Below are 18,522 nucleotides of genomic sequence, written 5' to 3' on the forward strand. Positions count from 1 at the left end.
AAATATCGTTATTGACCGACTCTATTTTGCCATCTATGCAGTGTTTTAAGCTGTTCTAGCATCAATGTTTTGTTATGAGGCGTTAGTTCACTGAATAGCTTTAGCACACTCTGTGTTTCGTGGCTGAGCAGTAGCTGGTTAATGTACTGCTCATCTCTTTCTTCTTCTTCTTCTTCTATTTTTTCTTCATCGACTTCTTTTTCAAGAAAATCTGATATGTCTGTGATTGGTCGCTCGCTAGCAGCATACAAAATGGATGGTTTTGTATTGAGTGCGATAGCCAATCGTTGAAGCACCTTCTGAGAGGGTTGTCTTAGTCCTTTTTCAATACGTGAAACGTTACTGGTGGCCATGTCGGCTTCCAGTGCGATTTGCTCTTGTGTCATCTTACGTTGAAGGCGCAAAATTTTAATAACGTGGCCAATATTCATCGGAAGATTATCCGTTTAATTTTGCCTATATGGCAAAACCTGTCAGGCAATTTACTTGACAGAAATTGCCTAATGGGCAATATTGATGAATCTTTTTGTCTATAAGACAAATGTAGGGTGATGTGTAGCGTTAATCGAGACATGCAGTAAAGGGATTGACTTGTGATAACAGACAGTTTGAATTTTGGGCGTGATTGGGGGCAGTTACAAGAAACGAATGACAGTTTAATTGTGTTAGATGGTAAGGATTTAATTGTTTCTTGTAATGAACTGGCTCAAAAAACGCTATTCAACGCGAATAATTACACAGAGGTTACATTTCTCTTTGACAGCTTTTGGTTAGAGGCCGAGAAGCGAGTTTTTTATTTGAGTGAGTTTAGAAGCATTGTAGGGAAAACAATCACGCTTTTATTACGTTCGATCGATCGAGAATATTATCGTGTAGATGTCTGCGTTGAAGCGTTTTCTTTTCTGGATCAATCACTTTTAAGTCTTACTATTCAAAAAAGTAGAGCTCAGATTAGCGCTGATGGTTTCGAAGACGCTCGTTTCAGTAAGACGAGTTTGATGGCGAAGGCGTTGAGTGAGGATTTGAGCAATAGCATGTTAGAGTTACACTACCAGCCCCAAATAAATGCGTTAGACAGTCGTCTTTATGGTGTAGAGGTGTTATCAAGGTGGACGAGTAAAGCGTTTGGTTGTGTTCCACCAGACGATTTTATTGCCATAGCGGAAGGGTTTGGCCTTATAGCAACATTGGATTTATGGGTCTTGCGTCAAGCATGCCAGCAGCTCGCGGACTGGCGTAAGCGCAATATAGAGGTTCCTCTTATCGCGGTTAATTTTTCTCCTGCCACCTTCGATTTTCCTGATTTAAAAAATACGATTCAAACGACCCTTAAAGAGAATAATCTGTTGCCATCTGATTTGGTATTGGAGGTGACGGAAAACAAGGAGGTTGTTTCTGCTTATCAATCTGCAGATGTCATTCATGATCTGTATTTAATGGGCATTCATATCTCATTGGATGATTTTGGAGTCGGGTATTCAAACTTAAAACGATTACTAAAATTCCCCGTATCACAATTGAAGCTAGACCGTTCTTTTGTGATGGGGTTGCCACAAACTATTTCAAAAGATCTTAGTGAAACGGTGTTGGGCATTAGTCAGAAAATAGGGGCGGTCTCGATCGCAGAAGGTGTAGAAACAGAGTCGCAGTTTTTTCTTTTGAAAGAAATGGGTTATGAGGTAATCCAAGGGTATTTTTTTGCACGTCCTCTTTCTAGAGTGCATTTTGAAGAGTGGCTTTCCAGCATCCATAATTCGCTCATATCACCACTGAAAGTCTGACGATCTAGACGGATTTTATAATTTGTAGTTTGGATCTAGAGTCGGGTTCATATCTTCCAAATAGGATCAGGTGTATATTGCTTTTTTCTGTACTGACTCGCGTCTGGTACAATAATTTTTTTTGATGTTTCGCTGTTATTTATGAATATTTCTTTAAAAAATATCGCTGAATCTGATGTAACTTGCTCTAACTGCCAAGCTTGTTGTTGTCGTATGGAAGTCATGATCATCAGCGATACTGGCGTGCCCGATAAGCATATTTCCGTGGATGAATGGGGCGGAGAAACGATGTTGAGGCTTGACGATGGTTGGTGCTCCGCAGTGGATAGAGATACCTACCTTTGTACGATTTACGAAAATCGGCCTTGGATTTGCCGAGAGTTTGAAATGGGATCGGATGAGTGTCGGGAAGAATTTAACGTTATTAGGTAGCCATAATAGCGCGTCGCGTATTTCATCATGTTTTAAAGCAAGACCTATTGCCATTATCCTAAATTGTTGGTTTTCTATTAATCATTTGGTTGTTGCTTGACCATGTGTCATATCGTGGAAAACTGGCGTCTGTAGACTTTAAAAGAGGTGTTTCGATGCAAGCGACTCAAATAGGGTTTAATCCAGAATATTCTGAAGATGCCCCGAGCCTAGATGAGCTTAGCAGCTTAGTTGGCAGCGCGTTACTTGAATTTGGTACGCCTTGGTGTGGACATTGTCAGGCATCACGTTCGGCGATCGAAGAGGTTATGTTGGCGTTCCCAAACTTAGCGCATATCAAGGTGTTTGACGGCAAAGGAAAACGGCTTGGTAGGCAGTTTAGTGTGACGCTTTGGCCAACCTTAATTTTGCTGCACGACGGGAAAGAAGTTGGGCGAGTTGTTCGTTTTACAACAGCCAATGAAGTACGAGAATTGATGAGCCAAAGCGTTTGAGTACTGACTAATATTTTAGTGCTGGCTAATATTTGAGTGCTGGCTAATAGAAGCCGCCACTGTTAAGACGGCGTTTTTTTAGGCTGTTATGTCAATCAGTCTGCCAATGGTTTTATCCGATGAGTCGATCACCTTGGCATTGGCTTGAGCTTCTAATTCACTGCTTTTGGCTTCGATTAAGCCATCTTGAATAGGAGAACCGTAAATGCCCGAATTTTTAGGTGCATTTTGGCTTAGCGTTTGGGTTGATGCCTCTGCTACTTTTTGGCTGGCTTGGTCTAGTTTATCTTGGCTGCGCTGTAGACCTTGCTGACCAAATGGAAATGAAGAATTGTTGATTTGCATTGGCTGGCCTTCTTTTTAAAGTATTTAGTAATAGTATCATTTAATTGTCTGTTTTTTGAACAAGGAATGTTTTTTTATGTTGAGTATTGAAAATGCCATTCATTGACGATGTTGTTAGTCACCTGAAGGAGAGAGTGACGGGTGGTTTGAAGAAGATCTTGCCTATCTGTGTGCTTAGTTTTTTCTTATCGCCTGCGATGGCCATCAATGCTATTGATTCTGCTAATAAGGCGCTTTTGTATAAAGTGATAGACGAGAGTCAAGCGGGTACTCGTTCTGCTGGCCATACTCAAAAACTAGAGGCATTGAGTCAGGTTTTGTTGGGCTCTTTGTATGTTGGTGGCAGTGTTGGCGAAGGTGAAGAAGGGATTTATGATAAAGACCCTTTAGTGCGTTTTGATGTATTTGATTGCACAACGTATGTTGAAACAATATTGGCGGGTGCTATGTCGGCTTCTTCTGATGAATTTGAACAGAATTTAATGCGACTACGCTATAAAGAGGGAAATGTATCCTTCGTGTCGCGCAATCATTTTCCTAGCCTAGACTGGCTGCCTAATAATCAAGATAAGTTAGTTGATATCACATCAACCGTTGCAGGCGGCGCCGTTTCAATGGCAAAGACAATAATAGATAAAACGGCGTGGTATCAGCATATTGGGGACGATGTTATTCATTGCGATATGGCATCGTCGAGCGATTGTCTAACGTTGTTGACTCGGTTGCAGGGAGAGGGTGATACGTTTGATCCTGAGCCTGCGTTTCTATCTTATATTCCTTTGACCGATTTGTTTCTTGGTGAGGCTAAGCGTACTAATCAAGCCTTATTAGATCGAATTCCTTCTGGCAGTGTGATCAACATGGTTCGCCCCGACTGGCCAATTAAACAATGGATTGGAACTAATATGAACGTGTCACATCAAGGTATCGCCATCCGAAAAAATGGCACGTTATTTCTTCGGCATGCCAGTGTTGTATATAAAAAAGTGTTAGATGAAAACTTTGTCGATTACTTCTCCGGTTATTCAGCGTCCTCGACTTTGAAAGGGTTTAACGTTCAAAGCTTGAAGCAATAACACGCGATATTTCGTTTTATCTATTTTTTATTTATAGGCTACTTTTTATTGTTTCGCTGTTTAAAGTTGGTACTGAAATACTGTAGATGTAACTCAAGTGCATCACATGAAATGGTGATTTCGCGAACTGACAAATACAAAGAGTACATCAGGCAGATAAGGCTCGCGCCAAAAATGTAGCTGCCGATTTGTTGGTATTCTAAATAAATGGCCATCATTGATAAAACGCACAGAAAAAAGCTAACGACGCCTGCTTCCTGCATGCGTCGAATTAAGTATATACGTTTACGTAAGTTAGTAATTTGCTCAGTAATATTCTCGTCTTCAAGCTTTGGGTCAAAAGTACGAATAATAGAAGCGAGCGTCACAAAGCGGTTGGTGTAAGCCAGTAACAATAACGAAACCGCAGGAAACAACATCGCGGGCGTGGTTAGTGTGATAATCATAGTGGACCTTATTGGTAAATTGAGAAACTTTGTCGTGTTCTTTAATGCTGTGTTGTAGCGCTGATTGGTTGTTATTTTACGTCTTCACTAGAATATTTTATATCCAATAATTCCCTTCCGAAAGTATAGAAAATAAGCATTGTATCGTCCCAACTTCCTTCTATAATGCGGCTACATTTATGTAATAAAATGGCTGAGACAATATCATTTCAGTCTATTTAACCTGCGTTTTAGTTTTATCCCTTCCGGTGATGAGTGAGAGAAAAATGAGTGATGTGTTGAGTATTGGCTTACTGATTATTGCCGGTGCATTGTTTGCTATGTCTGAAATGGGGATGGCCGCCGCGAGAAAAATAAAGCTACGAGTGCTCGCCGATGAGGGCAACGTAAAAGCGCTTGCCGTGCTTAAGTTACAGCAAAAGCCCGGTGCTTTTTTTGCCATGATTCAAATTGCTTTGAATGCAATTGCTATTTTGGGCGGTATTATCGGAGAGCAAGCACTGACCCCTTACATTACACAGGTTGTGACCTTAATGTATTCCGGCCCGTTATTGGATCAAGTTAGTTTTGTCCTTTCTTTTCTGACGTTGACGTCGCTGTTTATTTTATTTGCAGATTTGCTGCCAAAGCGTTTGGCGATCATTATGCCGGAAGCGGTGGCTATTCGTATGGTTACGCCAATGCTTTGGGTAACCTTTATGTTAACGCCCGTGGTTTTTTTGTTTAATGGTATAACCAATACGATTCTGCGCTTGTTTAATGTGCCAATTGAGCGTGAAGAAATTGTTACTACAGAAGATATTGTAGCCATGATGGAAGCCGGTGCGGAAGATGGCAGTTTGCAGAGTCAGGAATATCAGCTTATTGGTAATGTGTTTGAACTAGAAACGCGCAATATTTCCAGTGCGATGACTCCGCGTGATCAGATTATCTACTTCGATATTGACGACAGCAGCGAAGTCATTAGCCAGAAAATCATTGATCATCCACATAATGATTTCTTAGTTTGCAATGGTAGTTTAGATAAAATTGAGGGCATTATTGAGTCAAAAGAAATATTGCGATTGGTGCTTAAAGGGGAACCAGCGCAAATCAAACCAGAGCAAGTGGATAAAGATGTCTTTTATTTACCAGAAACACTAACGCTTTCGGAAGCGTTAAATGCGTTCAGAATGGCGCCACAAGCGTTTGCTGTTATCGTCAATGAATACGCGACAATTGTTGGCATTGTAACGGTGAAAGACTTACTTGGCGGCTTCATGGGGGGGTTGTTAACGCCTCATGACGAAGAACAAATCGTACAGCGTGACGCGAATTCTTGGTTAATAGAGGGATTGACGCCGATCAGTGATGTTATGCGAAGTCTTACTATAGAAGAATTTCCAGATCGTAGCCAATATGAAACCCTGGGTGGTTTTATGACTTATAGTTTAAAGCGATTGCCAAAGCGTACAGATTTTTTTGTCTATGCAGATTATAAGTTTGAAGTATTGGACCTTGAAGGTGTTCGTGTTGAACAGGTCTTGGTAACACGTTTGAAATAAAGAAAATAGCCATCGGTTCATCGAGATGTTGTGGAAGTAGGCGGAGAACATCAATATTAAGTTAGTTGCTGGAGGCTATCTACTTGGACATTACGTGCTTTTATTTGTGGTCGACTGGCGGGACTTCAATTAAATAATATTACGATTACTTTAGACAAAGAAGGCTATAAAGCCGAGATATTTAAGTATTCTCCAGCAGGCTTAGCGCCCGTCTTACTATTGGGGAAATTGTTGTACATGGCTCCTTGGCCGTCGTTAGAGGAGGCGATTACGCTGTCACGCCAGTGGTCTATCTAAACTAAACACATGCACTCCTTAAAGTTGCTTAGATTGTGTTGTTTGTTGCACGAGAAGGTGCGTTTTGTCTCAATTAAGCACTACTCGTCAAGAAATTCAGCGATTATTCGAATAATGGGGAAAGGGCGTTTCTTTAGAAAAGGCTGACATATATCTGCTTTTTTCAATGCTAGCATGACATTACTAAATTCATGAAAGGTGAGGAAAGCAAGATGGCTCGTTTCATTAAAAAATTAGTAAATGTACATGTATTCCACCGTCGTTCAGGTACTTCAAAAGCACTGGAGACAGAAACGGACATGGATGAGTATGAATGGAAAGGCTGGGGCGCTTGGGTTGATTTAAAAAGTAGTGACGACGCTTATCTTTAAATATAACAGTTAGAAAACCATGAAAAAATTCATGAATCGATTTGCATATTGTCTAACTGTTTTTGTGCAAAAAGGTTCTCTTTTTTAAAGATCGACCATATAAAAAGGAAAGTGAGCGCGTTTCTCCGTGTACATTTGACGACCAAAATATAACCCAGTAGGCTAGATAACAAGGTAGAAGTTAAACCTTTTGTTTCGTTATTTCTTTCTCGGTGATATTTGAGATATCGCCTTAAGAGAAATACTGGGAATAAAAAGATTGATATTCTTGCCTGATCCGTATCATGCATTAATTGTTTGTTTTTTGTCGCACTTCGGACTTCAATTCGAGGGCGCTGACAAATCAGTTTCATTTTTAGAAGGAGAATAAAGAATGGCTACCGGAATCAAAAACACGACCCAATCAAAAGCACATGAAAAAGTAGATAGTGCGGCTGAAGTGGCCCATAAAGGGGTAGACAGCGCGGCTGAAGTGAAAGAAAAAAGCCAAGAACGTATCGAAGAAGTGGCTCATCAAATCAGCGAACAAGCCCATAAAATCGCGGAAACAGCGAAAAGCCAATCAGAAAAAGTATCTTCTGCCGTGGGTGAATACGCCAAAGAACATCCAGTCAAAACTATCGGTATCGCCTTTTTAGCAGGTGCATTGGCTGCTAGTTTTTTGTGCAAGCGTAAATAAACTTCATGGAAACACCGCCGCATTCAGACTCGCAATCGAAGACCGACTCACCCGATGAGACGTCGGCTTTTGATGAGGTTATCATCTCACACAAAAGTTGGTTGAAGAGCGTATTAGGGTTAGGAGCACTAGAAGCTAAAATGTGGGTGACTTCGAGCGCCCAGCTCCTCGCCTTAATGTGCGGTGTCATTTTCTTGTTACTCACTACGTGGTTGTTGCTTATTTCCACCGCGGCTGCCATTGCTTGGAGTTATGGCTTTTCACTGGTTGGTATTTTATTGAGTGCCACTTTGATGACTTTTGTCAGTGCGGCTGTCTTGCTCTATTTGGTTGGAATTACATTGAAAAACATGAATTTTACCCGCACGTTGGACGCTATTATTCCAACGGAAGAGGAATAAGTAATGTTTGGTCTTAAGCGTATGCATAGGCAACGAAAACACTTGTACGAACGCACTCAACGACTGGGAAAACGTGCCAAACTATCTCGTGAAAATGCCATTGATGACGTTCTAGACAAAGCGACCAGTCCAGCAGGGTTGATTGCAAGCTTTGTTTTAGGCGCGAGTACGCAACTGGATATCACAAAGAAAATTCGGAAGAGCCTATTAAATGGTGCCAGTCGAGATGTGTTGAGTTTTTTATCAACACAAGTGATGGCTTACATGGCCACAGAAGCCCCAAAAACGGCGACGAAAGAAGAGAATCCCTCTGTCGATCAGCCTCCAACAATGCCTGCTCAAGATCCAACAGTACCTTTCGAAGAAGACACGGATCAGCAATCGGTGAAGGAAACTATCCCGCGCTATTAAGGCGTGCTCTTCTCTAATATGGTTGTTTATTCAAAAAACATCGCTTAGTCCTCGACTTTAGTGCATTAAATCACTATATTCGCCCCCCTTTGTGTTTATATTTTGTACGCTGATCAGGCGACAAGCGTAAACGGCTTTCTATTCTTTTTTTTCAGGACTTTCTTTTGATTTCCACGGCTAATATCACCATGCAATTTGGCGCAACGCCATTGTTTGAAAACATCTCAGCGAAATTTGGTAACGGCAATCGTTATGGCCTAATTGGCGCTAACGGTTGCGGTAAGTCCACCTTCATGAAAATTCTCAGCGGGGCACTGATACCGACTTCTGGAAACGTTTCTATTACGCCGGGTGAAAAAGTCGGTACCTTGAGTCAGGATCAGTTCGCTTTCGAAGAATACTCCGTTGTTGATGCCGTTATTATGGGCGATGTGGCGCTGTGGAAAATTAAACAAGAGCGCGATGCGATTTACTCCAAGCTAGAAATGAGTGAAGAAGACGGTATGCGTGCCGGTGAGCTAGAAGCAGAGTTTGCAGAAATGGATGGCTACAGCGCCGAAAGCCGTGCAGGTGACATTTTATTAGAAGCCGGGATTGAAGAAAATCATCACTTTAGTCTAATGAGCCAAGTCGCACCAGGTTGGAAACTTCGAGTATTACTTGCGCAAGCCTTGTTTGCTAATCCAGACATATTGCTGTTAGACGAACCAACCAACAACTTGGATATTCATACCATCAACTGGTTGGCTGATGTATTGAATCAACGTAAATGCACCATGATTATCATTTCCCACGATCGTCACTTTTTGAATTCTGTATGTACGCATATGGCAGACATTGATTTTGGTGAGTTGCGTATTTACCCAGGTAACTACGAATACTTTATGGAAGCGTCGTCTCTTATTCGTGAGCAGCTTTTAACCGAGAATTCGAAAAAAAGTGCCGAAATGGAAGATTTGCAAGCGTTTGTAAATCGATTCTCTGCGAATGCTTCGAAAGCGAAGCAAGCCAGCTCTCGTGCTAAAAAATTAGATAAAATTGAATTGTCAGAAGTAAAACAGTCAAGCCGGATGACGCCATCGCTAAACTTCAAACAAGATAAAAAACTTCACCGTCAAGCATTGATTCTTGAAGAGCTTGGGCACGGCTACGAGGATGAACTATTATTTACAGATGGCAGTATTATTCTTGATGCTGGTGCTAGGCTTGCGATTATCGGTGAGAACGGTGCGGGTAAAACAACCTTTCTTCGTTGTTTGATTAATGAATTAGAAGCCAAACAAGGTGAAATTAAATGGGCAGAAAATGCTGTTATTGGTTATTGCCCGCAGGACAGCACAGAAGATTTTAATTCTGATATGACTTTGTTTGATTGGATGTCAAAATGGCGTACGGTAAAACATGATGACTTAAAAGTTCGCGCTATGCTGGGTCGCTTATTGTTTACGGCCGATGACTTTAATAAGAAAGTCCGAGTTTGCTCTGGTGGTGAGAAGAACCGTCTATTGTTTGGTAAGTTAATGATGATGGACTTAAACGTTCTTATCATGGACGAGCCAACCAACCATATGGATATGGAAGCGATTGAAGCCCTTAACAATGCTTTGATCGACTTTGATGGCACCTTAATTTTCGTCAGTCACGATAGAGCGTTTGTCTCGTCTTTGGCAAACCGAGTGATTGAAATCAAAGGTCAACAGATTATTGATTTCCAAGGTACTTACGATGAATATCTCGCTCATCAAGCCTAATTTTATTTAGATTCAAGTATTAAAAAAACCGCTTACTGATATTCAGTAAGCGGTTTTTTTGTTTCAAGTCTTTCTAAATGCAATGTAAACGCAAATTACAGTTTAAAAATAGACATGACTTCTTGGGTGTCTTTGGCTGTTTTTGCTAAAGATTCGCTGGTAGCGCTGTTTTGTTGGACCTGCAAGCCTGCTTGGGCGGAGAGTTCAGAAACCTTTTGATTTAAATGGTTAAGTTGCTGCACCGCTTCGCTTTGCATGGTGACACTTTGAATAACTTTGTTACTAGCTCTGTTTATTTCACCTACTGATAGGGAGATATCTTGTAGATATTGTGTGGAGAGGGTGATTTCTTCTGTGGTTTTTTGTGATTGCTGATGGCTCGCGGTGATACGAGCTTCGGCTTCTTTCGCACCACTTTGAAGCTTACTGATCATGTTTTGAATTTCATCGGTGGACGCTTGAGTTCTACTTGCCAAGCCGCGTACTTCATCTGCTACAACGGCAAACCCTCTTCCCTGCTCACCTGCTCTGGCCGCTTCTATCGCTGCGTTGAGGGCTAATAAGTTAGTTTGTTCGGCAATGGCACTAATGACGTCTAGTACTGAACCTATGGTTTGTGATTGTTCTGCTAGTTGTACGACGGTGTTTAAACCCGCTTCCAGATCCTCAGAGAGCTTTTCAAGAGATTCTACTGTTTGTTTAATAGAGACTTGTCCCGTTTGTGTTTTTTCTGCTGTTATTTGTGCAGAGGTAAGGGTTGACTGAGTGCCTTCAATGACTTCATTTTTAAACGTATCAACTTCTTTGATGGTTTTTGCCATTTCCGCAAACATGCCTTCACGCTGTTGAGTGATCGTTTGTGTTTTTGCTGCAACGGATTTTAATTCTTGGCTTTTGCTTTCAACTTCTTTATTAAGGGATACCGCTTTAGTTAAGGTTTTTGAAAGACGCTCTACAAAAGTATTGTAATAGATTGCAATCTCGGTCAATTGATCTTTGCCTGACTCTGGTAGACGCGTTTTTAAGTCGCCATCGCCGGCTGAAATGTTGTGCAAGGCGGTTTGTATTTGACCAATGGGTAAGAGAATTGAACGTACAATTAAAAAGGATATAAGCAGAGATATTAATATGATGATACTACTGACTGTACCCAGCTTAATGGCTTCTTGTTTGAATTGAGAATCCACATCATCTAAGTAAATTCCGGAACCGATGATCCATCCCCAAGGCTTAAAGCCTTGTACATAGGAAATTTTCTCTACCGGTTTTTCGCTGCCAGGCTTTGGCCACAAGTAGTCAACGAATCCAGCTTCTTTCGCTTTGACGACCTTAACGAACTCTGAAAAGAGTTTTTTGCCATTTGGATCTTCTAGATTGGTAAGGTCTTTTCCATCTAATGCCGGTTTGACCGAGTGCATTACCATGATGGCATTATAGTCATTAATCCAAAAATACTCTGATTCTGCGTAACGAATGTCTTTAATGGTTTCCATTGCATGGCGTTGGGCGTCGGCTTTAGTAAGCTCACCAGATTGTTGAAGTTTGTAATAGTGTTTAAGGACGCCTGTTGCTGTTTCAACAACATGCTTCGTTTGAGAATATTTTTCATCAAGAAGCGATTGTTTATTGACGGTGAGAGTTAAATAAATGACTAGTAATAGTCCTAGAGAAAAGAAAAAAACCAAGCTGGTTAGGCGTAGGTTGATTGGGATTTTGCGAAGCGTATTTATCATTACGTCGTCCTCGATAGGTATGTTTATTTTTATAATATCTAAGGGAGGTTAAAAATTGTTACTCCTGTTTTAGTCACCATACTTTATGAGTCGCTGCCAACATGCTGTTTGATGATTTTCCTTTCTTTAAATTGCGTTCATATGCGCCTGATTTTACGCATTTAATGCTCACCCTTTCAGCCATATAACCATAATGCTAAGCCTCTGTCATTTCTATGTAATCTTTTGCCTATAAATTGATGATTAACTTCCTTTTTGCAGGGGGAGGTCATTTTTGGTCACCCGCATTATTGGACTAGTCGCCAATTGGGATAAATATATTTAATAGTAGGGCAATATTATGAAAATTGAACAAAAACACAATTTAAGTTTTGATGAATTAGATGAAATTGCGCGACCTGCGCCACGCGTCGTAGAGTTCGAAGAAGTGGCCAATAAAATGGTTTCTCGCCGTGGTTTTTTGGGCAGTGGTGTTGCTGTTGGTGCTGGTGCATTTGTAATGGGCTCCACTACGTTATCAGCAGGAAAAGCATTGGCGGCTGGTACAGACGAGTCCCGTCTTGCGTTTAAAATGGTCAAGGCAAATGGTCTTGATACTATAACGGTGCCTGAAGGCTATAAGTGGGAAGTGGTTGTTTCTTGGGGTGATCCATTGTTCAGTAATGCCCCAGCGTTAGATACCACTACAGGTGGTACAGGCGCTTCTCAAGAGTTGGCTTTTGGTGATCATAACGATGGCATGGCTTTTTTCTCGAAAGATGGCAAGCAGATCATGGCCATTAACAACGAATACACCGATGGAAAAACGCTTCATGCGAATCGGGCTGATGGTATGCCTGAAACGGCAGACGATGTTCGTAAAAATAAAGCGGCGCATGGTGTCTCTATTGTGGAGGTGGCTCAACGTGGTGGTAACTGGGGGATTGTTCAAGACTCTGTATATAATCGCCGTATTACCGCTGATACAGAAATGGACATTACCGGTCCAGCTCGAGGTCATAAATGGATGCAGACCTCAGAAGATCCTAAAGGCTTGGTTGCCAAAGGCACTTGGAATAACTGTGGTAACGGACAAACACCGTGGGGCACTTATCTTACTTGTGAAGAGAACTTCAACGGCTATTTTACTGCCAATGATAAAAACTACAAAATGCCTGAAGCGTTTAAACGTTACGGACTTAGCACAGAAGGGCGCTACAATTGGGCTATAGGTGATGCGCGCTTTGATTTAATCAAAGAGCCCAATGAGCCAAACCGTTTTGGTTATGTGGTTGAGATCGATCCGTTAGATCCAACATCTCGTCCAAAAAAACGCACTGCGCTGGGTCGCTTTAAGCACGAAAATGCAGAATTGACCATCGCTTCAAATGGCCATGTTGTGGTCTATCTTGGCGATGACGAACGCGGCGAGTTTTTGTATCGTTTTGTGTCTAAGCATAAGTATTTAGCGGGTGGTCATAATCGTGACTTGCTGGAAGAAGGGACATTGTTTGTTGCCAAATTCCACGATAACAATCGTGGTGAATGGCTTGCTTTAACACCAAAAACAACAGGGATGACAGACGCCGAAATTTCGATTCATACTCGTATGGCTGCCTCTAAAGTGGGAGCGACAACGATGGATCGCCCTGAATGGGTGGCAGCAAACCCAAATAAAGTGGAAGTCTTCTGTGCTTTGACGAACAATAAAAACCGTGGTGTAAAACCAAATGCGGGTGGTGATGCGACCCCCCCAAGTGGCCCTAACCCTCGAGTAGAAAATAATTTTGGTCAGATCGTTCGTTGGGTTCCTATGAACGAAGATCATACCAGTAGTGAGTTTAAGTGGAACTTGTTTGTACTGGCGGGCAATCCGGCGGTTTATGACGATGCTAATGCGGGCTCTCAAAACATCAACCAAGATAATATGTTTAACTCGCCAGATGGCCTGAAATTCGACTCTAAAGGGTTGTTGTGGATTCAAACAGACGGTAATTATTCAAATGCCAAAGGCTTCCAAGGTCAAGGTAATAATCAGATGTTGGTTGGAGACCCAGAAACCGGTGAAATTCGTCGTTTCTTAGTTGGGCCAAATGAGTGTGAAATTACAGGGTCTGCTTGGAACGCCGAACGAACCACTATGTTTATTAGTGTTCAACACCCTGGCGAGAAAGGAAATTCTCATTGGCCTGACGGCGGACAGTCTGTTCCTCGTTCTAGCGTCGTTGCGATTTCTCGTAAAGATGGCGCAGTAATAGGCTAAGAGTTTTCACTGATGAAAAAAGCCAGTATGACATTCATACTGGCTTTTTATTGCTCGTAGACTCTTTGTATAATGCTTAGTTGCCTGAATCGACCCTTTTTATTTCTAATCGTGTTGTGGACCATGACTTATGTCATTAAGTGTATAAAGTTTACTTATGACATCCTTGCTTCATTATAGATAAAATGTCAGTCTTAGTTTTCTTGGGCAAAGGTACATAACTTATTTTTTCTTTATAATTTATATACTTACTTCGACCATCCTAGTTAGTTTTCTATTTTAGGGGTTGTGGATAGAGTGCCTCGGCAGGATATGAAAAATTTAAGTGAGTAGTAATGGGCGTCGTACTTTCTAAATCACTATTTATAAAGCAAGCGGTTTTAACCTTAGCGCTTGCGATTGTTTTAAGTTTGGTCAGTAGCGGTATTCAATTTATTGATGGTATTCGATATCAGAAGCAACAGATAGATCAAGACTTTGATGAGTTGCTGGCTGTTGTCGAAAAGCCGCTGTCTGAGGCTGTTTTCCGGCTAGACGTTACTTTTGCTCAACACCAGATTGACAGTTTGCTGTTGAGCTCCTCTATTGCCCATGTGGAAGTTCGAGACGAAGCCGGAGTATTGTTTGTTCAAGCAACCGCTGAAAAACGTCGTTTTTCCGTTTCCCATTCATTGGCTGATTATTTTTTACCTGACTTACAGAATTATAAGCGCGAATTGCGCTTAGAAAGACCGGTTTTTCAAGCTGGGTCTTTGCTAGTCTTGCCAGAGAAGCGTTATTTGCTCGATAGAATATTTAAAGAGCAACTTTCCATACTGATTTATAATCTATTCAAAGACGTTCTATTGGCCTCTTTGATTTCATTGCTCTTCTACTTTTTAGTAACACACCCTTTAAAGCGTTTGACAGAGTCCTTGTCGACGGTAGGCTACAATGAAAAGCTATCTTTACCAAAATCATTTTATCGACGCCATAAATCGGATGAATTAGGCCATTTGCATTCCACTTTTTCTTTACTTTGGAACAAATTAAATACGGCGCTTAGTGATTTAGAGCGCAGTGATAGCCATACAAAAGCGATGATAGAGCACGCGGCAGATGGCATTTTGTTGTTGGATGAAAACAATAAAATAACGCTGGTTAATACCGCAGCTGAATTTATGTTGAAAATGAAGAGCGAGACACTTAAGTCTCTATCTTTGGAAACCTTGCATGCCTCTTCATCTTGGGGCGTATTTTCAGAAGCCTTGAATTCACTTCAAATAGACGCTCCTCGTACGGTTGAAACGCTTTATCAAATACAAAATATTGAATTACCTGTCGAAATACGGTTAGCAAAGTACAAAATACAAGACAAAATAGAAGTTTTGATGCTCATACGTGATGTTTCTGAACGCAAAGAAACAGAAGCACATATCCATTATTTGGCGTATTACGATTCAGTCACGCACCTGCCTAACCGTCAATATTTAGCAGATAAACTTCGTGAAGCGCTACAGCGCAAGCAGCCAGTTCCAAGCTCGTCTGCGGTTGTTTTTATGGATCTCGATAGATTTAAGACGATTAATGATTCACTGGGTCATAATGTAGGCGATCAGCTACTGTGTTGTGTGGCGTCACAACTTTCTTCTCTTATCGACGATAATATTATTTTTGCGCGAATGGGTGGCGATGAGTTCGCTTTTTTATTGACTAATTTAGGTGACAATAAAGAGCAAGTTGAACTCGTCATAAATAGGTTCGCTGAAAGTATTATGTTTGCGTGTCAACAAGTTAAAAAAGCAGGTCACCATGAGGTTCATATAACAGCGAGTCTCGGGGCAACTATATTTGAGGGCTCTGAATGTTCTGAAGAAATTATTTTAAAACAAGCAGATACTGCATTATATCGAGCAAAAGAATGTGGGCGTAATACCTTTGCCTTATATAAAAAAGAAATGCAGGCCGTTTCTGATGCTCGTCTTGAGATGGAAAAAGCGCTTCATCATGCAACAGAATTTAAGTTGTTTGAATTGTATTATCAACCGCAAACGAATCACAAGGATGAGCTAATTGGTGCTGAGGCGCTTATCCGTTGGAAGGATGATAAAAAAGGCTTTATTTCTCCTGCTGAATTTATTCCTGTTGCTGAAGAAATTGGCCTCATTGTCGAGATTGGTGATTGGGTTTTGAATGAAGCCTTATCACAAGTAGCGATTTGGTTGAGAGAGGGGAAGTGGCAAGTATCTTGGCGTATTTCTATCAATGTAAGCCCCATTCAGTTTCAACAAGCGGGCTTTCTACCTATGTTAAAAGCACAATTACAAAAGCATGATGTACCTGCATGTTGTGTGGATCTTGAAATTACGGAAAATATGTTATTGAACGATCTTTCTTCTAGCTTAGAGAAAATGAATGCAATAAAAAGCTTAGGTGTTTACCTTTCAATCGATGACTTTGGTACAGGTTACTCTTCTCTTAAATATTTAAAATCGTTACCAATAGACAGATTGAAAATCGATCAATCTTTCGTACGTGATTTATTAACAGATAAAAGCGACGAGGCGATTGTTCATGCTGTTATTGCGATGGCCAAAGCTCTTAATATCGAAGTGCTTGCGGAAGGAGTAGAAACACTTTCGCATTACGATCGGTTACGTGAGATAAACTGCTTTTGTTACCAAGGTTATTATTTTGGTCATCCCTTGCCAGCAGATAAGTTTGTTGCTGCATTTGTTCATGATTCAACCACGTTGAAGCCAGATTTTTAGCGTACTATAACGAGCTGATTTTTTATTTAACCTTAAGGTCTAGACATGGATTTTTTGTCATCATTAGCAACGCTAACCATTCATTGGGGAGCTTTGTTATTTGTTTTCTTACTCTTTCTTACCTTAATTTCTGTTGCGGTAATGTATTGGGTCGATTCGCATCAAACCACTCATACTATAAGACGGAACTATCCCGTTGTTGGCCGCTTTCGTTATCTTTTTGAACATCTAGGTGAATTTTTTCGCCAATATTTTTTCGCAATGGATCGAGAAGAAAGACCGTTTGACCGAGCTGAACGGTCATGGGCCTATCGTGCCGCTAAAAAAGTAGATACCACTATTGCCTTCGGTTCCACTCGTTCTCTTGAAACACCGGGAGACATTTTCTTTTTAAACTGTGCTTTTCCAACCTTGGATGAAGACGCGGCTCAGCCCAAAGAAGTTTGTATTGGCGAACACACCGCAAAAATACCGTACCGAACGCAATCTGTTGTTAATATTTCAGGAATGAGCTTCGGCGCGTTGTCTAAGCCCGCGGTTCAAGCCTTATCAAAAGGGGCCCGTAAAGCGGGTATTTGGATGAATACAGGTGAGGGTGGATTATCGCCTTATCACCTTGAAGGCGGCTGTGACCTTGTTTTTCAGATTGGTACTGCTAAGTACGGTGTACGAAATCATCAAGGGCATTTAGATGACACTAAATTGGTGAGCCTTGCTAATCATGAAAATGTGCGAATGTTCGAAATTAAAATGAGCCAAGGGGCTAAGCCTGGTAAAGGTGGAATGCTCCCCGGTGCAAAAGTAACAGAAGAAATTGCTCATACTCGTGGAATACCTGCTGGTCATGACTCCATTAGCCCAAATGGTCATCCAGATATAAAATCCATCGATGACTTATTAAATATGATCCACCATGTTCGTCAAGTTACGTCTAAGCCCGTTGGCTTCAAAATGGTGGTGGGCGACTTAACATTTTTTGAAACCCTATGTGAGTTAGTGCATAAAAAAGGCATCGATTATTGTCCAGATTTTATCACCATCGACAGTTCTGATGGCGGAACAGGCGCGGCACCTCAGCCGTTAATGGATTATGTTGGCATGCAATTACGTGAAAGTTTACCGACTGTCGTAAACATTGTGACGTCTTATGGCTTGCGCCGTTATATTAAAATCATTGCATCAGGCAAGTTGATTGTGCCGGGCAAGGCGGCTTGGGCGTTGAGCGCGGGCGCAGACTTTGTGGTGACCGCACGAGGATTCTTGTTTTCGCTTGGCTGTATTCAAGCGCTGCAATGCAATAAAAACACCTGTCCGACTGGGATTACGACACACAACTCTGATTTACAACGGGGCTTAGTGGCGGCTGAAAAGTCTGAACGGGTGGCGAATTACGCGGCAGAGCTATTGCATGGTATTGGCATGATTGCACACTCTTGTGGCGTTAAAGAGCCAAGAGAACTGACTCGATCTCATGTTCGTATTATTGAAAATCAAAGTCGTTCTAATTTATTTTCAGACATAAATCCAGTGCCGAACGTACGACCTGAGTTTATTAATATGACTGAATTCCAAGAAGCGGCGACCATGGAAGATCGTTTGCAGTAAAAAATAATATGGCGATAGAAACGTTCAATGGTTCCGGTTGGCTAAAAGTGTTTTCAATCGTCATTTTTTCTCCTAATGCTAAGTATATGGCTCCACAGTAGGATCTCGTATTTACTTTTAGTCTGTGTGCTGTATTTTTTAACCCCATAATTGCTGCTAGGAGT

General features: G+C 41.3%; 17 protein-coding genes. 13 read left to right on the forward strand and 4 right to left on the reverse strand.

What is annotated here, in order from left to right:
• Positions 1–8 precede the first annotated feature (8 nt).
• Positions 9–431, reverse strand: a complete 423-nt coding sequence (locus MP3633_RS04580) for a helix-turn-helix domain-containing protein (RefSeq protein ID WP_176334649.1) — start codon at positions 429–431, stop codon at positions 9–11.
• 162 nt (positions 432–593) lie between these two features.
• On the opposite strand from MP3633_RS04580, the gene MP3633_RS04585 reads away from it, so the two are divergent.
• The 3 genes from MP3633_RS04585 (at position 594) to MP3633_RS04595 (ending at position 2,707) form a co-directional block, all read left to right on the forward strand.
• Complete coding sequence (locus MP3633_RS04585; RefSeq protein WP_176334650.1) at positions 594–1,781, forward strand: EAL domain-containing protein; 1,188 nt, start codon at positions 594–596, stop codon at positions 1,779–1,781.
• A gap of 141 nt (positions 1,782–1,922) precedes the next feature.
• Positions 1,923–2,213 (forward strand): YkgJ family cysteine cluster protein, encoded by a 291-nt coding sequence (locus MP3633_RS04590; protein ID WP_176334651.1) that lies wholly within the window; start codon positions 1,923–1,925, stop codon positions 2,211–2,213.
• Between the two features lie 155 nt (positions 2,214–2,368).
• Positions 2,369–2,707: a thioredoxin family protein gene (locus MP3633_RS04595; RefSeq protein ID WP_176334652.1), complete on the forward strand. Its 339-nt coding sequence runs from the start codon at positions 2,369–2,371 to the stop codon at positions 2,705–2,707.
• A gap of 78 nt (positions 2,708–2,785) precedes the next feature.
• On the opposite strand, the gene MP3633_RS04600 is transcribed toward MP3633_RS04595, so the two are convergent.
• Positions 2,786–3,052 carry a hypothetical protein gene (locus tag MP3633_RS04600; protein WP_176334653.1) on the reverse strand — a complete coding sequence of 89 codons (267 nt, stop codon included), beginning with the start codon at positions 3,050–3,052 and terminating at the stop codon, positions 2,786–2,788.
• Between the two features lie 92 nt (positions 3,053–3,144).
• Here MP3633_RS04600 and MP3633_RS04605 point away from each other — a divergent pair, with 92 nt between their 5' ends.
• A complete protein-coding gene (locus tag MP3633_RS04605) occupies positions 3,145–4,128 on the forward strand; it encodes an N-acetylmuramoyl-L-alanine amidase-like domain-containing protein (protein ID WP_244959842.1) in 984 nt (327 codons plus the stop codon).
• 38 nt (positions 4,129–4,166) lie between these two features.
• Here the strand turns inward: MP3633_RS04605 and MP3633_RS04610 are convergent, their stop codons facing one another.
• Positions 4,167–4,574, reverse strand: coding sequence for a DUF2721 domain-containing protein (locus MP3633_RS04610; protein ID WP_176334654.1), 408 nt, complete (start codon positions 4,572–4,574; stop codon positions 4,167–4,169).
• Positions 4,575–4,840: 266 nt separating this feature from the next.
• Here MP3633_RS04610 and paeA point away from each other — a divergent pair, with 266 nt between their 5' ends.
• The 6 genes from paeA to MP3633_RS04640 all read left to right on the forward strand — a co-directional run bounded on the left by paeA (position 4,841) and on the right by MP3633_RS04640 (position 10,028).
• Positions 4,841–6,118: a polyamine export protein PaeA gene (paeA, locus tag MP3633_RS04615; RefSeq protein ID WP_112140424.1), complete on the forward strand. Its 1,278-nt coding sequence runs from the start codon at positions 4,841–4,843 to the stop codon at positions 6,116–6,118.
• Positions 6,119–6,627: 509 nt separating this feature from the next.
• A complete protein-coding gene (locus MP3633_RS04620) occupies positions 6,628–6,786 on the forward strand; it encodes a hypothetical protein (RefSeq protein WP_176334655.1) in 159 nt (52 codons plus the stop codon).
• A gap of 373 nt (positions 6,787–7,159) precedes the next feature.
• Positions 7,160–7,465: a DUF883 family protein gene (locus tag MP3633_RS04625; protein ID WP_176334656.1), complete on the forward strand. Its 306-nt coding sequence runs from the start codon at positions 7,160–7,162 to the stop codon at positions 7,463–7,465.
• Positions 7,466–7,470: 5 nt separating this feature from the next.
• Entirely contained in the window at positions 7,471–7,866 is a 396-nt protein-coding gene (locus MP3633_RS04630) for a hypothetical protein (protein ID WP_176334657.1), read from the forward strand.
• Positions 7,867–7,869: 3 nt separating this feature from the next.
• Entirely contained in the window at positions 7,870–8,277 is a 408-nt protein-coding gene (locus tag MP3633_RS04635) for a hypothetical protein (protein WP_176334658.1), read from the forward strand.
• A gap of 164 nt (positions 8,278–8,441) precedes the next feature.
• Positions 8,442–10,028: an ABC-F family ATPase gene (locus MP3633_RS04640; protein WP_176334659.1), complete on the forward strand. Its 1,587-nt coding sequence runs from the start codon at positions 8,442–8,444 to the stop codon at positions 10,026–10,028.
• Positions 10,029–10,123: 95 nt separating this feature from the next.
• Here MP3633_RS04640 and MP3633_RS04645 read toward each other — a convergent pair whose 3' ends face one another.
• Positions 10,124–11,761, reverse strand: coding sequence for a methyl-accepting chemotaxis protein (locus MP3633_RS04645; protein WP_176334660.1), 1,638 nt, complete (start codon positions 11,759–11,761; stop codon positions 10,124–10,126).
• 340 nt (positions 11,762–12,101) lie between these two features.
• Between MP3633_RS04645 and MP3633_RS04650 the strand changes: the two genes are divergently transcribed.
• The 3 genes from MP3633_RS04650 to MP3633_RS04660 all read left to right on the forward strand — a co-directional run bounded on the left by MP3633_RS04650 (position 12,102) and on the right by MP3633_RS04660 (position 18,358).
• Positions 12,102–14,003: a PhoX family protein gene (locus MP3633_RS04650; RefSeq protein ID WP_176334661.1), complete on the forward strand. Its 1,902-nt coding sequence runs from the start codon at positions 12,102–12,104 to the stop codon at positions 14,001–14,003.
• Positions 14,004–14,338: 335 nt separating this feature from the next.
• The gene (locus MP3633_RS04655; RefSeq protein WP_176334662.1) at positions 14,339–16,753 is read left to right on the forward strand and encodes an EAL domain-containing protein; all 2,415 of its coding nucleotides are present in this window, start codon (positions 14,339–14,341) and stop codon (positions 16,751–16,753) included.
• 45 nt (positions 16,754–16,798) lie between these two features.
• Positions 16,799–18,358 carry an FMN-binding glutamate synthase family protein gene (locus MP3633_RS04660; protein WP_176334663.1) on the forward strand — a complete coding sequence of 520 codons (1,560 nt, stop codon included), beginning with the start codon at positions 16,799–16,801 and terminating at the stop codon, positions 18,356–18,358.
• Positions 18,359–18,522: the final 164 nt, after the last annotated feature.

The sequence above is a fragment of the Marinomonas primoryensis genome (genome assembly GCF_013372285.1).
Lineage (GTDB): Bacteria > Pseudomonadota > Gammaproteobacteria > Pseudomonadales > Marinomonadaceae > Marinomonas > Marinomonas primoryensis.